Origin of the sequence: Saccharopolyspora rhizosphaerae, from assembly GCF_003931915.1 — a bacterium.
GTDB classification, from domain to species: Bacteria; Actinomycetota; Actinomycetes; order Mycobacteriales; family Pseudonocardiaceae; genus Saccharopolyspora; species Saccharopolyspora rhizosphaerae.
The window spans coordinates 483565-497789 of sequence record NZ_RSAA01000015.1; the positions used below are offsets into that span (position 1 = coordinate 483565).

Sequence of the window (14225 nt, forward strand, 5' to 3'; positions counted from 1 at the left end):
CACGCCGGGCGGCCTCGCCGGAGGCCGCCCGGCGCTCCTCATCGCGGCGTGTGGCTGCCGGGGACGGTGCGGTTGATCACGCTGATGCGGTTCCAGGCGTTGGTGGTGGCGATGAGCATCACCAGTGCCGTGAGCGTCTGCTCGTCGAACTCGGCGCGTGCTGCCTCGTACACCTCGTCGGGAACGCCGTGCGGGTTGTCGGCCAGCCGCGTGCTCGCCTCCGCCAGGTCCAGGGCCGCGCGTTCGGCGCTGGTGAAGTGCGGTGACTCGCGCCAGGCTGCGACGCCGAACAACCGCTCGTCGGTCTCACCCGCTTGCTTGGCGTGCTTGCCGTGCATGTCGACGCAGAAGGCGCAGCCGTTGACCTGGCTCACCCGCAGCTTGACCAGGTGTTGCAAGGGTTCCGGGATGTCGCTGTTCGCGAGGTAGCCCTCCACCGCGCGCATCCCCTTGTAGCCGTCGCCCGCCTTCGTGGCGAAGTCGTCGATCCGTCCTCGCATGGCTCTCTCCTCTTCTCGGATGTGTGATGTCCAGGATTGCGGGCTGCGTGAGCCCCTGGGGGCAGGTGTGTCGTCAGGCCCGGGTGTCGCCGAACCAACGGCGAACCCGCTCGGACGCGTCGGGGGAGTGCTCCTCCACAGTGGACGCGATGTCGGCGATGCTCTGGGACGCCAGCTCGCGCCGCCAGGCGAGTTCGGCCTTGCGCATGGAGGTGTGGATCGCGCACGGCGGACCGCCGCGCTCGCCGCTGTCAGAACCGCCGCGGTGCCGGATCTCGGTGCAGCGGAACGCTTCCTCCTCGCCCTCGATCGCGGCGACGACGTCCATCAGCGTGATCTTCTCGGGTGGACGCGCGAGGCGGAAACCGCCGCGCGACCCGGAGGTCGGGGTTACGACCCCGGCGCGGGCCAAAGCTTGGAGCTGCTTGTTCAGGTAAGCGGGTGGGAGTTCGTAGAACGCCGCCAGCTTCGCCGCGGGCACAGCGCGCTCCTCGCCGAGCCAGGCGAGGTTGGGGCAGCTGTGCACCGCCCACTCGACGCCCTCGCTCATCCGGACAACCTGGATGTTGGACGTCCAGGATCTGATCCGGCAACTGTGGGTCGGCTGGTCCAGTCGTGGCTTGACAGCGTCGTGCGCGTTCCGCCTCGTGAGCGTGCGGGGTATCGGCGTGCCGATGGCTCGACCTGGTGCGACGGCTCATCGCGCGCCGGTCCTCCCTCGAATTCGCCGACCGCCGCGGATGTGCGGCTTCCACGACGCTGACCCGCTGACCCGCTGACCTGGCTGCCCGGCGACCGCTTCCCTGGTCGCGGTCACCCCGAGCCGCCCGTCGCGGTCGAGGTCCCCGACCGCGCGCGGAAACCGTGGAGGACAGCGGCGTCCGCATCGGCGGGCGCACCCGCCCTCGGCTGACCAGGTGTGCCTCCGCTCCTGCTGCGAGGGTCAGGAGTTCGGTGGGGCGTCGAGGACGGTGGGGATGTACTCGAGGAGTTGCAGCTGGCCGTCGAAGGTGCGGCTCCGGACCAGGTCGAGCTTGAGGTCGGGGTAGCCGTCGAAGATGCGTTCCTGGCCGGTCTTCCCGGTGATGACCGGGAAGATGACGAGCCGGAAGCGGTCCACCACGCCGGCTTCGATGAGCGAACGGCTCAGGCTGAGGCTGCCGATGGTGCGCAGCGGCCGGGTCTCGCGCTGCTTGAGCTCCCGAACCGCCGACACCGCATCGCCCGTCACGAGCTCGCTGTTCGCCCAGCTGAGCGGTGCGCTCAGGGTCGAGGAGAAGACGACCTTGCGCATCGCCGTCAGTTCGGCCAACCCGGCCTCGTCGGAGGCCTCGGCGGCGAAGCCCGACATCAGCCGGTACGTCCGCGCGCCCATGAGCGCGAGGTGCTCGTTCTCCTCACCGCTGCCGATGAAGTCGAGGTACTCCGGTCCTTCCACACCCCAGAAACCCGGCCACCCCTCCGCTGAGGCGTACCCGTCGAGCGAGGTGATGAAGTCCACAACCAGGTCCGACATGTCTGCGCCCTTCCTCGTTCCGTGTGCTGTGCAGACCCCCGAGCACGCGAGAACTCATCGGTCGAGCGCCTGGATCAGCGGCTTCGGGTCACCCGGACGAGGCGACCTCCCCACCCAGGACCCGTGGGAGGTGTGCCGCGAATCCGCTGGTCAGCCCCTCCCGTACCGCCCGAGCGTTCGAACTTCGCGAGAACTTCGACTCGGAACTTCAGGCCTCGAACCTCGCGAGAACTTCGAACGGGGGTCTTCGGGTCCGCGGCCGCCGCCGGTCCTGGCTGAGCGGGGGCGGGGCGAGTGCAGCCGTGTCGATGCGAACTGGGTGTACGTCAGGTGTGCTGCGCGCCGAGCTCACGCAGTGGGTCAGAGCTCGCCGTGCGAGCCGTCGAACTTCGCGCGAATTCTGACCCGGGAGTTCGGGGGTCGAACGTCGCGAGAACTTCGAGCGGGGGACTCCGTCGAGGCCGCAGCCGACGCAGGTCTGAGCGGGGTTGGGGCGAGTGCGGCCGTGGGGATGCGGAGTGGGGGTGCTTCGGGTGCGGTGCTCCGGAGTTCGCTGAGCGGGTCGGCTCGTGCGCTCGGACCGCTGAGCGGGTCACGTCTTAGACAGCGTCGAGGGGGAGGACGGCTCGGACTTGGTAGCCGCCTTCGGTTGTGCGGCCGGTGTGGAGCGTGCCGCCGGTGAGGGCGACGCGCTCGCGCATGCCGACCAGGCCGAACCCGGAGGTGGGCAGTGCGACGGCGTGGCCGCGGGGACTGCGGCGGTTGAGCACCGACACCGTGAGCTCCTCGTCGTCGCGCCGCACGGCGACCTGCACCGCCGCGTGCGGGGCGTGCTTGGCGGCGTTGGTGAGCGCCTCCTGCACGACCCGGTAGGCCGCGCGGCCCACCTCCGGCGGGACCTGCGGGGCGGGATCCGGCATGTCGAGCTGCACGTTCGCCCCCGACCGAACGGCCCCGGTGACGAGCTCTGCGATGCCGGTCGTGCTCGACGACGCCGGTTCCGGATCGGCCTCGTCGCGCAGCGCGCGCAGCATCTCGTGCAGCTCGGACATCGCGGTCGCGCTGGTGGAGCGGAGGACCTCGGCGAGCTCGGCGCTGCGTTCGTCGGTGGCGTCGGCCGCCAGGACGTCGGCGTGCCGGGACACCAGGCCGATGCGGTGCGCGACGACGTCGTGCATCTCGCGGGCGATCTCGCGCCGCTGCGCCTCCACGGCCCGCTCGGCCAGCAGCTCTCGCTCGCGCTCGACCTGCTCGGCGTGCTCCCGGTAGTCGGCGAGCACGCGTCGCCGCCCGAACACCCACAGCCCGATCAGCAGCGGCACGCCCACGGTGCCCACCACGAGGCTCGCCACCGCGCCCAGCGGGAAGGAGTCCCACACCCACATCTTCGGCACGAGAGCCAGCAGGTGGACCGCGGTGGCGATCCACGTCACCCCTCGTGGTCCGCACCGGCTGGCCGCGGTGAACAGCCCGACCTGCGGCATGCCGATCACGGCATCGGCGGGCACCGACCCCGCGGCCACCACCACGGCGACGGCGAAGGGGAACCGCCGCCGCACCACCAGTGCCAGGAACCCGATGATCAGCGTGCCGATCGCCAGCGGTGAGGTGTCGCTGAGGCGGCCGCCGTGCGAGTAGAGCTCACCGGCCACCGGGGCCGCTGCGACGGCGAGGTCGAACAACAACGACCGCAGCGATCCGTCCCACCACGACAACCACGAGCGCTCCCGATCGACCGGCACGTCCGTCACCGTACTCACACGTCGCGGCGGGACAGGACGATGCCCGCAGCACCGAGCAGCACCGCTGACAGGCCCAGCATCGGCAACACCCCCGGCCAGTCAGGAGACTCGCTGATCAACTGGCGGGCCGAGTAGCACGGTTGCAGCACGACGTGCAGCCACTGCGGCAGGTCCAGCTGGTTGATCAAGAACATCTCGACCTGCGGCCACACCACCAGCATCGCGATCGGCAGCACCGATCCGTGCAGCAGCACTCCCAGCGCGAGCCCGATCAGCGTCAGCAGCACCGCGTAGACGACGACTCCGGTGCCCATCGCCAACGAGGTCGACACCGTCGGTGCCGCACCGAGCGCCGTGGCCAGCACCACCCAGGACGCCGACACCACCACCACTTCGGTCACGGCAGCGGCGGCGGTGACCACCACCGCCTTGGCCAGCAACACGCGCAGCCGCGAGCCCGCGACGAGCACGGTCGTGGAGATCGTGCGGTACCGGTACTCGGTCCCGAAGGAGTTGACGCCCAGCGCCGCGACGAGGGCCGCGAACAGCCACCCGACGGAGAGCACCTTGTCGAAGGTGATGTCGCCGTGTTCGCCGGAGTGGTGTGCGACGACGGTGAGCAGCAGCTGCACGACGAGCGCGGCTCCCACCAGCACCCAGTTGGACCGTGCGGTCTTGAACGCGCTCCACTCGTACGCCAGAGCGCGCCGCACACCGCTCCCGCTGGTCATCTCCGTGGTCGTCATGCTGCTCCTCCCCGGTAGCTGGTGGCGTTGGCGGTGGCGTTGAAGAAGGCGTCCTCGAGGCTGCTGCGGCGGGTGTGCAGCTCCCGGACCGGCAGGCCGGCCCGGCGGACTGCGGCGCTGACCGCGTCGACGTCGCCGGAGTCCACGACCAGGGCGTCGACGTCCTCCGGCTGCACCTGGAAACCTGTGCCGCGCAGGAACGTCCGGATCTTGTCCGCTTCCGGCGTCCGCACCACGACCCGGGTGCGGGTGTTCGCGGTGATGAACTGGCGCACCGGTTCCGCGGCGATCAACCGGCCTTCGCCGATGACCACGAGGTCGTCGGCGAACTGCGCGATCTCGGACAGCAGGTGCGAGGAGACGAACACGGTCCGCCCCTCGTCGGCGAGGTTGCGCAGCAGCGAGCGGATCCAGCGCACGCCCTCGGGGTCGAGCCCGTTGGTCGGTTCGTCCAGGACCACGTGCTCCGGATCGCCCAGCAGGGCTGCGGCGATGCCCAGCCGCTGCTGCATGCCCAGGCTGAAACCGCCGATGCGGCGGTGCCGGGCCTCGTCGAGCCCGACGGCGGCCAGCACCTCCCGGACCCGCTGTCCGGAGATCCCGGCGCCCGCGGCGATCATCCGCAGGTGCTGGAGCGCCGAGCGGCCCGGGTGCGCGGCCCGCGCGTCGAGCAGCGCGCCCACCGCGCGCGCCGGGTTCGGCAGTGCGCGGTAGGGGCGCCCGTGGAACAGGACTTCCCCTTCGCCGCTGTCGAGGCCGAGCATGAGCCGCATCGTGGTCGACTTGCCCGCCCCGTTCGGGCCGAGGAAGCCGGTGACCACGCCCGGCCGGATCGTGCAGGTGAGGTCGTGGACGGCGAGCTCGTCGCCGTAGCGCTTGGTGAGTCCTTGGATGGTGATCAACCCTGCTCCTCGAAGTCGGATCGCATGACAACGACGATCGCGGGTCGGAGGGGCTCAGGACGTCTGACTTCCAGCTACGAGCTGGTACGACTTTCGGTCACCGCGGCAGCACCGCTGCCACCCGGAAGCCCCCGTCGGTGGTCGGTCCGACCTCGAGGGAGCCACCGGCGAGCGCGACGCGCTCACGCATCCCGAGCAACCCGTACCCGGGGCCGGGAATCCCCGTCTGCTCGCTGGGACCGTTGGTGACGGTGAGGGCGAGGTCGTCATCGACCTCGACGACGACGGACACCGGTGCACCCGGGGCGTGCTGCGCCGCGTTCGTCAGCGCCTCCTGCACGACCCGGTAGGCCGCGCGACCGGTGCTCCCGGAGGTCTCGGGCAGCTCGTCAGGCGTGCTCAGACGCACGTCGGGCCCGGCATCGCGCACCAGCTCGGCGATGTCGTCCAAGCTCGGTGCTTCAGGCAGGTCGGACGGGCTCTCCCGCAGCACGCGCAGCATGCCGCGCAGCTCGGTGAGCGCCTTCGCGCTGTTGTCCCGGATGACCTCCGCGGTGTCGGCCGTGCCCTCGTCCTTCGCGTGCACCGTCAGCGCGCCGGCCTGCAGGGACATGACGCTGGCCCGGTGGGCGATCACGTCGTGCAGTTCGCGCGCGATCCGCCGCCGTTCCTCGGTGACGGCCCGTTCGGTGAGCAGCGCGCGTTCCCGCTCGGCGCGGTCGATGCGTTCGCTCGTGGCGGTCATCAGCTCCTGCCGCTGGTGCAACCACAACCCCAGCATCCCCGGCACGGTGTGGAGCGCGGCGTTCACGCCGATGCTCAGCAGGGTCGGGAACAGCTCGTCGTCGGGGTAGTGGAGCAGGTTCACCACCACGGCGGTCCCGATGAGCGCCACACCCACGACCCACGTCGAGAACGCGGCGCCGTGGCGGCGCGCGTAGGTGTACAGCGCGACCCAGGACGGTGTCAGGTGGAAGGCGAGCACCATCGCGGCGATCGCGGCCAACGCCGTCACCATCGGGAACCGCCTGCGCACGAGCAGCGCGAACAGGATCGCGACGTGCAGGACGTGCTCCCACAGCGGTGCCTGGAGGCTGTCGGGAATCCCGCTGAAGAGCAGCGCGACGCCGATGTCGATCAGCAGCTGGTGCACCTTGCCGTCCCACCAGGACAGCAGGCGCTCACGGTCGAAGAGGTCGCGCACCCGGCCGACTCTAGCTGCGGCGATCACCCGCCACCTTCGCCGACCGGCCGAGACGCCTACGACTTTCGGCCAAGTTCGGACGAGCGGGTCGAGGGACGTCGCGGCGGTCGTGGACGCCTAGCGTGGTTGATCAACGACGACGGAACACGGTGAGAGGAAACAACATGGACTTCGTTCACCACCCGGATCAGCTCCTGTTCGCAGGCGGCCTGGGTGTGGCCGCGCTGGTGCTGATCGGCTGGCTGGTGCTGTTCGTCTGCGCCGTGGTCAGCGTCCTCGGCTCGCCCTTGTCGCTCGGCATGAAGCTGGTGTGGGTCGTCATCGCCTTCTCCGCTCCGTTCTTGGGCGTGCTGGCGTGGTTCCTGATCGGGCGGAGCGACGCCTACCGGCGCCGCGCGGCCTGCTGAGGCGTCGTGGGGAGTGCTCCGCTCAGCGGTGCGGGTGGCAGCAACCCCGGGACGGAAGAGCGCAGCGGCTGCGTTCGCCCACTGAGCACGTCTGCCGCGCGGCGTGCTCGTCACGAAGCTGCTCAGCGCCTGGCGCGGTGCGGGCTGAGTTCCACACCTCAAGCACCGCTGAGCGGAGCGGCACGTCCGATCGACTCTCAGGCCAGGCCGGCGTCGTGGGTGATGATGGCGACTTGGGTGCGGTTGACGGCGTCGAGCTTGTGCATGATCCGTCCGATGTGGACCTTCACGGTGGACTGGCTCATGTAGAGGTCGGCGGCGATCTCGGCGTTGCTCGAACCCTGCGCCACCGCGACGGCCACCTCGCGCTCCCGCGCCGTTAGCTTGTCCACTTTGGATCGTGCGGACTGGGCGGCGCCGCCGCCGGTGGAGAAGGTCGCCAGCAGCTTGCGGGTGATCCGCGGTGACAGCATCGCCTCGCCGCCGGCGAGGGTGTGCACGGCGGCGACGAGCTCGTGCGGCCGGGTGTCCTTGAGCAGGAAGCCGGCCGCACCGTGCTGCAACGCCGCGTGCACGTACTCGTCCACGTCGAAGGTGGTCAGCACGCCGACGGCAGGCGGGTCGGGCAGCGCGGCGAGCCGCTCGGTCACCTCGAGGCCGCCGACCTCGGGCATCTGGATGTCGGTGAGCACGACGTCCGGCGAGAACTTCGCCACGAGGTCCACGATCCCCACCCCGTTGGCGGCCTCGGCCACCACGGCGATCTCGGGATCGGACTCCAGGATCATCCGGATCCCGGACCGCACGAGGTCCTCGTCGTCGAGCAGCACAACCTTGACGCTCACAGATCACCACACCCGCAGTCGGAAGAGGACAGCCGGAACAACGGTATACCGCGAACGCCGGTCCTCGTGGCGCAGTTCGGATCTCGGGAAGTTCCGCGGCTCAGCGGCGGGGTTCGTCGACGGAGGCGACTAGTTCCTCCGACACCGCCCACAGGCGCTCGCGGGCTTCGGTGTCGTAGGAGGCCTTGCTGGTGGCGACCGGGCGGCGCTTGATGAAGTACCGACCCGTGACCTCGGCGACCTCCGGTGCGTTCGCCAGGTGGAGGATCGTGTCGGCGCCCTTCTCCGGGGAAATGCCGAAGACCGCGTAGAAACCTCCGACCAGTGCCTTCACCAGGCCGCTGGTTCCGTTCTTGAAGCCGGAGGCGACGGCGCCGGGATGCATCGCGTTGACGGTGATGCCGGTGCCGCGCAGACGCTCGGCGAGCTCGTAGGTGAACAGGATCTGCGCGAGCTTGGACTGCGCGTAGCCGCGCATCGCGTTCCAGCTGCTCCGACCTTGGAGGTCGTCGAAGTCGAGCTTGGCGCCCTTGTGCGCCATGGAGCTGACGTTGACCACCCGCGCGTGACCGGCGTTCTTCAGCTGCTCGAGGAGCAGGTCGGTCAGCAGGAAGTGCCCGAGGTAGTTGCCCGCGAACATCGCCTCCAGCCCCTCGGAGGACTCGCGGCGGGTCTGGGTGACACCTCCGGCGTTGTTGACGAGCACGTCGAGCTTCGCGTGCCGCTCGGCGAACTCGCGGGCGGCGCGGCGGACCTCGGCCATCTCCGCCAGGTCGGCGACGATCAGCTCGACCTGCTGGTTGCCCGTCTCGGCGACGATCTTCTCGCGCGCGGCGGTGCCCTTGTACTCGTTGCGGCACAGCATGACGACGGTCGCTCCGCTGCGGGCGAGCTCGAGCGCCGTGACGTACCCGGTGCCCGAGTTCGCCCCGGTCACGATGCAGACCCGCTGATCGGTGGCCATCGGCCCTCCTCGGTGTGAGCAACTGGTTGCACCGCGAGCCTAAGCCTCGCGACCCCCGCACCCCAGGGGCGCACCGACACCAGCACCGCGGGCACCGACTGCCGACACGGCGGGGTGACGACATGTCGCGCGACATGTCGTCACCCCCGCTCGCGACCGGGCGTGTGGGGGTTCAGGTCTCCGGGTGCGTGATCGGTCGGTGCGGGGGTGGGGGGCAGGGTGTCCTCGGGGGGTTCCCGGAGGTGTGCGGTTCGTGTCGGTGGGACGTTGGGTGGTGCGATCGGAGCACGAACTCGTGGGGGGACGGATGTCCGAGGAAGAAGGCCGCGTGCACGAGGTCCGGGTGCGCGGTTTCGGGAGCGTGGACGACGCCGTTGCGGCGCAGGAGGTGGTCGCGCGCCTGCTGTGCCCGGACGAATCGCACCGGGGTCCATGCGAGATCCCGTGGAGCACCGGCGTCGCTGACGAGCCGGGCACCCCGGGGGGAGCGGTGTTGGTCGTCGGGGTGCTGACCACGGCTCGACGGGCCGAAGGCCTGCTCGAACGCGTCCTCGACGCGGTCGGTCCCGAGCACGCGGTCGCTCTCGGCGAGGCCGATCCCGAGGACTACGCCGAACTCGTCGAACAGCACCGGATCGAAGCCGGCCTGACCAGCTGAGCCGCGAGCCGGGCGGGCCAGCCGTTCTCCGAACCGCCTCAGGGCGCGGGAGGGGCGTGCAGCTGCAAGGCCTGCCGGCGCTGGTGGACCGTGAGGTAGCGCAGGCCTTCGTCGCCCGCGGTGAACTGGCGCCGGGAGCGGCGAGGCAGCCAGAGCAGCGCTCCTCGACGCAGGTCGACCTCGCCGCGCTCGGTGCCGAGCCGGCCTGAGCCGGACAGCACGTGGACGAGAACGTCGACGTCCGGGCCGGTGTGGGCGTCGATGGTGCCGCCGGGTGGCAGGGCGATGACGTTGGAGTCCAGGTCGCGGTCGCGGACCGGGAGCTTCCACACGGGGCCGGTGGTGTCCGAACCGGCGGCGCCGTCCGCGACGTCGTCGGTGTTGACGAGCACCCGGGGGAGCGGTGTGGTGGTCAGCTTGGTGATGCGCACGCGCCAGGCCTCGGGGCCGCGCGAGAGGTGCTCCCAGTCGTGGCTGCCCGGGTGTTCCTCCTCCAACGCCGCGCGCACGCCCTGGGGATCGCGGTCGTCGACCACGACCAGCGAACCCCCTACTGGCAGGTCGGCGTATCCGGCGAGGACCGTCGGGCGCTTCTCGGGCTCGGCCAGCGACCGCAGGTCCCACTCGCGCTCCTGGTCGGCCATGGCGCAGCACTCTCCCGTCACGAAGTTCCTCTCACGTGCAACCACGTGCGATCATCCCACGTGACGTGCGCAGCAGGGCAGCCGTGGAGGGGTCCCTCGGTGCCCTGCCCACCAGTCCGGTGCGGGAGGTGACGTGGACGCTCCGACCGCGGTGCTCGTGGCGGTCAGCCTGGTGTGGCTGGGCATGGTCCTGGCCATCTCGTTCCTCGAAGCCCCGCTCAAGTTCCGCGCGCCGAACGTGACGCCGCAGATCGGGCTGGGCATCGGGCGCCTCGTCTTCCGCGCGCTCAACGCCGCCGAGGTCCTCTTCGCCGTGGTCGCCCTCGTGGCGCTCGTGCTGTTTCCCCCGACGGGGCGCATCATCACATCTGTGCTGGTCGCCGTCGGGACGCTGCTGGTGCAGCTGGTCGCGGTCCGCCCGCGCCTGTCCCGGCGCTCCGACGCCGTCCTGGCGGGCCGGGACGCCCCGCGCTCACGCGCGCACCACGCCTACATCGCCCTGGAGGTCGCCAAGGTCGCAGCTCTCGTGCTCACCGGCACCTGGCTGCTCTCCGCTTGAACCGGCACCGCCCGGTGCCCTTCCGCAGGAGGTCACGCCCGTGGAACCCGTGTCACTGACCGCGGTGGCCGACGAACAGCTCGCCGCCGCCAGGCAGGCGTCCAGCGGACGCGCGGCCCGCACCCTCCACGGTGGACAGGGCGCGCGCCTGCGCCAGGCCGTTCTGGCGCTGCTCGCCGGTCAGGAACTGGCCGAGCACGAGAACCCGGGGGAGGCCACGCTGCACGTCCTGCGCGGCCGGATCCGGCTGCGCACCGCCACCGAGACCTGCGACGCAGCGGCGGGCGACCACGTCGTCATCCCTCCCGCGCGGCACGCCGTGGAAGCGCTCGACGACGCAGCCGTCCTGCTGACCGCTCTGGTGCGGTAGTCCGGCCAACCTGCGCGCCGAACGCGAAGACCGCGGACGTCCTGCGGAGCACCGGTGGGAGACGCAGGCTGGGAACGAGGGCGGGCACGAGGTGGCTCGCGCGTCCCGCGAACCCACCTCACCCCGAAGGCAGTGGGGCCGGAGGGACTCGAACCCTCACTGTCTAGGACCTAAACCTAGTGCCTCTGCCAATTGGGCTACGGCCCCTCGGTGAGCACAGCGTAGCGCGTGTGTCGATCATGTTCTCCGGGGTGGGTGAGGACCCGAGCAGGGGACATGGGCGCGGCTGGTGCGGCGTTTGATCCACCGTGAACTACGGTGTTGGCAGCCAGGTGAACGTGAGGAGGACACGTGGCCCGTGATCAAGATGCCATCGAGCGTGACATCGAGCAGGCGCGTGACGCGCTGGCCGACACGCTGGACAGGCTGAGCGCTCAGGCGAACCCGCAGCGGTTCGTCGACGCCGGCAAGGCCAGCGTCAAGGAGAAGCTGGACGACCCCAAGGTGCGCTACGCGCTGATCGGAGTCGGCGTACTGGTCACCGCGGTGGTCGTGCGCAAGCTGTTCAAGTGAGGTGCCGGCTGTTCTGGGGTCTCGGACCTGACCCCAGAACACCGGGACCGGCTCAACCCGCCTCGACCGCGTCGCCCGCGCTGACCGTGCCCGGTCGAGCCACCCGCATGATCACGCCGAACTTGTTCTCGTGGCGTTCGATCAGGTGCGCCTGCAGTTCCCGCCAGCGCTCGCGTCCTTCCGCGTCCCAGCTCGGCACCGCGCAGCGGATGCACGGGCCGGCGTGCTCGCCGGTCACGGTCAGCTCCACCTCGCCCGCGGTGATCGTCGCGCCCGGTTCCCAGTCCTGCTCGGCGAACGGCGGCAGGTCCGCGTCGAGGTGCAGGTTCGTGCGAAAGCGGCGGAGGTCGACCTCGGCGTCCAGCTCCTCGCAGAGGCCTCGTCGCGAGGACTCGAAGGTCACCAGCACCGTCGGACCCCGGTCCTGCTGACCGTCGGCGGCGTTCAAGCGCACCGGGATCTCCAGCGACCGCTCCAGGGCGTCCACCAGCTCCGGGTCCTCCCAGGAGAAGCGCTGGTCACCAGGGCCTTTCAGGGTCGGGGCCGCAGCGGGGTCGACGACGTCGCCGTAGGTCGCCGACCAGGCCAGCAGGGCTTGGTTCTGCCGGACGGTGAGGACGTTGCCGGCGCGGTTCGGCCGCTCGTCGAGCAGTGCGTAGGCGCGGTCGCCCGCCATGCCGCGCTCGTCGAAGCGGGCGGCGGCGACCTGCTCGCCGCGCAGCGACTTCACCGGCCAGCGGTTGAGCTCGAGGACCTGGGACACGAACCGACCTCCGATCACCTGGGGTGATGTCACCCTAACGCGTGGAACGGACGATCAGCGCTTGAGCAGCGGCAGCAGCGCCTCGTTGAGCAGGCGGTCGACGAAACCGGTGTCCAGCGGTTCGTCGGCGAGCATCAGCCGGTAGATCAGGCCCGCGCCGGCCAGCTCGCCGACCGTGTCGATCGGGGCGTCGGGACTGATCTCGCCGCGCCGCACGCCGCGCTCCATGATGCGCCGCAGCACGTCGCGCTGGGGCAGCAGGAAGGACTCGCGGAACTTCACCGCCAGCTCCGGCTCGTGCGGGAGCTCGCCGACCAGCGCCTGCGCGGCCTTGCCGACCGGCCCGGTCAGCAGCGTGGCGAACGCGCGCAGGAACTCGCCGAGGTCCTCGGCGACGGAGCCGAGGTCGGGTTCGGGGATCCGGCGCTGGACCAGTTCGTTGCAGGTGTCGATGACCAGGTCGAGCTTGGAGTCCCAGCGCCGGTAGATCGTGGCCTTGCCCGCGCGCGCCTGGGCGGCGACCGCGTCCATGGTCAGGGCCCGGTACCCGACCTGGGCGAGCACCTCCATGGCGGCCTGGCGCAGCGCAGCATCGCGGGAGGCGTCCCGCGGGCGTCCCCGGCCGGCGGGCGGCCTGCTCGGTTCGAGGCTGGCCACCGCTGCTTCCTCCTGGGGTGCACGACTGGTCGGCGCGTTCACGCCCGACATCCTAAGGTCCCGGAGGGTTCCTCCACTGTGCACGTGAGCGGTGGGTCGCGAAGAGTCACCGAGCAGTGGACCCCTCGCGGCCGGGTCTACTGCGCAGCCGGGGCGTGGGCCGCGGCAGCGCGCGCTGCGTGCTGGGTCGCTTCGTCCGACAGGCCGTGCCGGGCCTGCAGGTAGGCGGTGGTGAAGGCGAAACCGTCGCCGTCGAGCAGGTGGATCACCACGCGGCCGGACTTGCCGGACGAGAGCTGCTCGATGAGCTGCTCGGCCTGGTCCCGGGCGGCGATCAGGCCGGGCGCACGCGCGGTCTTCTGGTCGTCACCGTCCGTGACGGTGATCTGCCAGTCCTCGCCCTGGGGTACGTAGTTCGCGGTGATGTGCCCGCCAGCCATGAATGCCTCCGCTCTCCCACTTCGCTCGGGCGTTCGAGCTCTTGACCGGAAGACAATGCTAGGCGCACCGGCTCTCAGCAGCACCTCTCGGTCGCCCTGGCACTCTACGTGCCGAGCCTGTCCAGGTCCTCGGGACGGTCAACATCGAAGCCGTCCGATACGTCGTCACAGGACACCATCGTTACGGTGCGTTGCTTCAAGTACTCGCGTGCGCCTGCGTCACCCGTCGCCGAGGCGGCTGCACCGCTCCAGTGCTCCCTGCCCAGCAACACGGGGTGACTGCGGCGGCCCCCGTGCGCAGCGGCCGCGAGGACGTCCGGGGCCGTCAGCTCGGCGACGCGGCGGACGGCTTCCGGGCCGATGCCCGGCATGTCGACCGGGAGCACGAGCGCGGCCGGGGCCTCGGAACCGCGCAGGGCGTCCAGCGCGGTGCGCAGGGAGGACCCCATGCCGGTCGGCCAGTCCGGGTTGACCACCGTGGTCACGCCCCGCAGTTCTGCGCGCTGGCGGACCTCGTCGGCGGCGGCGCCGAGGACGACCACGACCGGATCGCACCCGGCATCGGCGAGGACCTCCGCCGCGCGGTCGACGAGCAGCCGCCCTCGGTGCTCGACGAGGGCCTTCGGCTTGCCGAAACGGCGGCCCGCACCCGCGGCGAGGACCACTCCTGCTGGGGTCTTCACGGTTCCGACCGTACTGGCCCGGGGACTCCGCGTGACGTCCCCGGGCCGTCGG

The 14225-nt window shown here is 70.9% G+C and carries 19 protein-coding genes and 1 tRNA gene; 5 read left to right on the forward strand and 15 right to left on the reverse strand.

All coding sequences use genetic code 11. From position 1 onward, the window contains the following. Positions 1 to 38: 38 nt before the first annotated feature. The 7 genes from EIL87_RS17160 to EIL87_RS17190 all read right to left on the reverse strand — a co-directional run bounded on the left by EIL87_RS17160 (position 39) and on the right by EIL87_RS17190 (position 6610). Positions 39 to 500 carry a carboxymuconolactone decarboxylase family protein gene (locus EIL87_RS17160; protein ID WP_125091528.1) on the reverse strand — a complete coding sequence of 154 codons (462 nt, stop codon included), beginning with the start codon at positions 498 to 500 and terminating at the stop codon, positions 39 to 41. A gap of 73 nt (positions 501 to 573) precedes the next feature. Further along, positions 574 to 1050 (reverse strand): RrF2 family transcriptional regulator, encoded by a 477-nt coding sequence (locus EIL87_RS17165; protein WP_125091529.1) that lies wholly within the window; start codon positions 1048 to 1050, stop codon positions 574 to 576. Positions 1051 to 1443: 393 nt separating this feature from the next. Then, entirely contained in the window at positions 1444 to 2016 is a 573-nt protein-coding gene (locus EIL87_RS17170) for a dihydrofolate reductase family protein (protein ID WP_125091530.1), read from the reverse strand. 599 nt (positions 2017 to 2615) lie between these two features. Beyond that, a complete protein-coding gene (locus EIL87_RS17175; RefSeq protein WP_233576318.1) occupies positions 2616 to 3758 on the reverse strand; it encodes a sensor histidine kinase in 1143 nt (380 codons plus the stop codon). A 14-nt stretch (positions 3759 to 3772) separates the two neighbouring features. Further along, positions 3773 to 4504, reverse strand: a complete 732-nt coding sequence (locus tag EIL87_RS17180) for an ABC transporter permease (protein ID WP_125091532.1) — start codon at positions 4502 to 4504, stop codon at positions 3773 to 3775. Beyond that, a complete protein-coding gene (locus EIL87_RS17185) occupies positions 4501 to 5406 on the reverse strand; it encodes an ATP-binding cassette domain-containing protein (RefSeq protein ID WP_125091533.1) in 906 nt (301 codons plus the stop codon). Before EIL87_RS17185 ends, EIL87_RS17180 begins: the two co-directional genes overlap by 4 nt. A gap of 97 nt (positions 5407 to 5503) precedes the next feature. Continuing rightward, a complete protein-coding gene (locus tag EIL87_RS17190) occupies positions 5504 to 6610 on the reverse strand; it encodes a sensor histidine kinase (protein ID WP_125091534.1) in 1107 nt (368 codons plus the stop codon). Between the two features lie 164 nt (positions 6611 to 6774). Here EIL87_RS17190 and EIL87_RS17195 point away from each other — a divergent pair, with 164 nt between their 5' ends. After that, positions 6775 to 7017, forward strand: a complete 243-nt coding sequence (locus tag EIL87_RS17195) for a PLDc N-terminal domain-containing protein (protein ID WP_125091535.1) — start codon at positions 6775 to 6777, stop codon at positions 7015 to 7017. Positions 7018 to 7214: 197 nt separating this feature from the next. Here the strand turns inward: EIL87_RS17195 and EIL87_RS17200 are convergent, their stop codons facing one another. Next, positions 7215 to 7862 carry a response regulator gene (locus EIL87_RS17200; RefSeq protein ID WP_125091536.1) on the reverse strand — a complete coding sequence of 216 codons (648 nt, stop codon included), beginning with the start codon at positions 7860 to 7862 and terminating at the stop codon, positions 7215 to 7217. 100 nt (positions 7863 to 7962) lie between these two features. After that, positions 7963 to 8826, reverse strand: coding sequence for an SDR family oxidoreductase (locus EIL87_RS17205; RefSeq protein WP_125091537.1), 864 nt, complete (start codon positions 8824 to 8826; stop codon positions 7963 to 7965). A 307-nt stretch (positions 8827 to 9133) separates the two neighbouring features. On the opposite strand from EIL87_RS17205, the gene EIL87_RS17210 reads away from it, so the two are divergent. Next, positions 9134 to 9484 carry a hypothetical protein gene (locus tag EIL87_RS17210; RefSeq protein WP_125091538.1) on the forward strand — a complete coding sequence of 117 codons (351 nt, stop codon included), beginning with the start codon at positions 9134 to 9136 and terminating at the stop codon, positions 9482 to 9484. A 38-nt stretch (positions 9485 to 9522) separates the two neighbouring features. Here EIL87_RS17210 and EIL87_RS17215 read toward each other — a convergent pair whose 3' ends face one another. After that, positions 9523 to 10128, reverse strand: coding sequence for a DUF2249 domain-containing protein (locus tag EIL87_RS17215; RefSeq protein ID WP_125091539.1), 606 nt, complete (start codon positions 10126 to 10128; stop codon positions 9523 to 9525). 184 nt (positions 10129 to 10312) lie between these two features. On the opposite strand from EIL87_RS17215, the gene EIL87_RS17220 reads away from it, so the two are divergent. After that, the gene (locus EIL87_RS17220) at positions 10313 to 10687 is read left to right on the forward strand and encodes a hypothetical protein (RefSeq protein ID WP_199740473.1); all 375 of its coding nucleotides are present in this window, start codon (positions 10313 to 10315) and stop codon (positions 10685 to 10687) included. A gap of 40 nt (positions 10688 to 10727) precedes the next feature. Continuing rightward, positions 10728 to 11057 (forward strand): cupin domain-containing protein, encoded by a 330-nt coding sequence (locus EIL87_RS17225; RefSeq protein ID WP_125091541.1) that lies wholly within the window; start codon positions 10728 to 10730, stop codon positions 11055 to 11057. A 133-nt stretch (positions 11058 to 11190) separates the two neighbouring features. Here EIL87_RS17225 and EIL87_RS17230 read toward each other — a convergent pair. After that, positions 11191 to 11264, reverse strand: a tRNA-Leu gene (locus EIL87_RS17230). A 144-nt stretch (positions 11265 to 11408) separates the two neighbouring features. Between EIL87_RS17230 and EIL87_RS17235 the strand changes: the two genes are divergently transcribed. Continuing rightward, positions 11409 to 11630, forward strand: coding sequence for a DUF3618 domain-containing protein (locus EIL87_RS17235; protein ID WP_125091542.1), 222 nt, complete (start codon positions 11409 to 11411; stop codon positions 11628 to 11630). Positions 11631 to 11682: 52 nt separating this feature from the next. Here EIL87_RS17235 and EIL87_RS17240 read toward each other — a convergent pair whose 3' ends face one another. From EIL87_RS17240 to EIL87_RS17255, 4 genes are all read right to left on the reverse strand, one after another. Next, positions 11683 to 12393 (reverse strand): MOSC domain-containing protein, encoded by a 711-nt coding sequence (locus EIL87_RS17240; RefSeq protein ID WP_233576319.1) that lies wholly within the window; start codon positions 12391 to 12393, stop codon positions 11683 to 11685. 54 nt (positions 12394 to 12447) lie between these two features. Next, positions 12448 to 13101, reverse strand: coding sequence for a TetR/AcrR family transcriptional regulator (locus tag EIL87_RS17245; RefSeq protein ID WP_125091543.1), 654 nt, complete (start codon positions 13099 to 13101; stop codon positions 12448 to 12450). Between the two features lie 86 nt (positions 13102 to 13187). After that, a complete protein-coding gene (locus EIL87_RS17250; protein ID WP_125091544.1) occupies positions 13188 to 13490 on the reverse strand; it encodes a hypothetical protein in 303 nt (100 codons plus the stop codon). A gap of 104 nt (positions 13491 to 13594) precedes the next feature. After that, positions 13595 to 14173, reverse strand: a complete 579-nt coding sequence (locus EIL87_RS17255) for a nucleotidyltransferase family protein (RefSeq protein ID WP_125091545.1) — start codon at positions 14171 to 14173, stop codon at positions 13595 to 13597. Between the last annotated feature and the right edge of the window lie 52 nt (positions 14174 to 14225).

Excerpts from the sequence above, each read along its gene's own strand:
- EIL87_RS17160 (WP_125091528.1), bottom strand. The coding sequence starts at position 500 with ATGCGAGGACGGATCGACGACTTCGCCACGAAGGCGGGCGACGGCTAC.
- EIL87_RS17165 (WP_125091529.1), bottom strand. The coding sequence starts at position 1,050 with ATGAGCGAGGGCGTCGAGTGGGCGGTGCACAGCTGCCCCAACCTCGCC.
- EIL87_RS17170 (WP_125091530.1), bottom strand. The coding sequence starts at position 2,016 with ATGTCGGACCTGGTTGTGGACTTCATCACCTCGCTCGACGGGTACGCC.
- EIL87_RS17180 (WP_125091532.1), bottom strand. The coding sequence starts at position 4,504 with ATGACGACCACGGAGATGACCAGCGGGAGCGGTGTGCGGCGCGCTCTG.
- EIL87_RS17195 (WP_125091535.1), top strand. The coding sequence starts at position 6,775 with ATGGACTTCGTTCACCACCCGGATCAGCTCCTGTTCGCAGGCGGCCTG.
- EIL87_RS17205 (WP_125091537.1), bottom strand. The coding sequence starts at position 8,826 with ATGGCCACCGATCAGCGGGTCTGCATCGTGACCGGGGCGAACTCGGGC.
- EIL87_RS17210 (WP_125091538.1), top strand. The coding sequence starts at position 9,134 with ATGTCCGAGGAAGAAGGCCGCGTGCACGAGGTCCGGGTGCGCGGTTTC.
- EIL87_RS17215 (WP_125091539.1), bottom strand. The coding sequence starts at position 10,128 with ATGGCCGACCAGGAGCGCGAGTGGGACCTGCGGTCGCTGGCCGAGCCC.
- EIL87_RS17220 (WP_199740473.1), top strand. The coding sequence starts at position 10,313 with ATGGTCCTGGCCATCTCGTTCCTCGAAGCCCCGCTCAAGTTCCGCGCG.
- EIL87_RS17245 (WP_125091543.1), bottom strand. The coding sequence starts at position 13,101 with ATGTCGGGCGTGAACGCGCCGACCAGTCGTGCACCCCAGGAGGAAGCA.
- EIL87_RS17250 (WP_125091544.1), bottom strand. The coding sequence starts at position 13,490 with ATGGCTGGCGGGCACATCACCGCGAACTACGTACCCCAGGGCGAGGAC.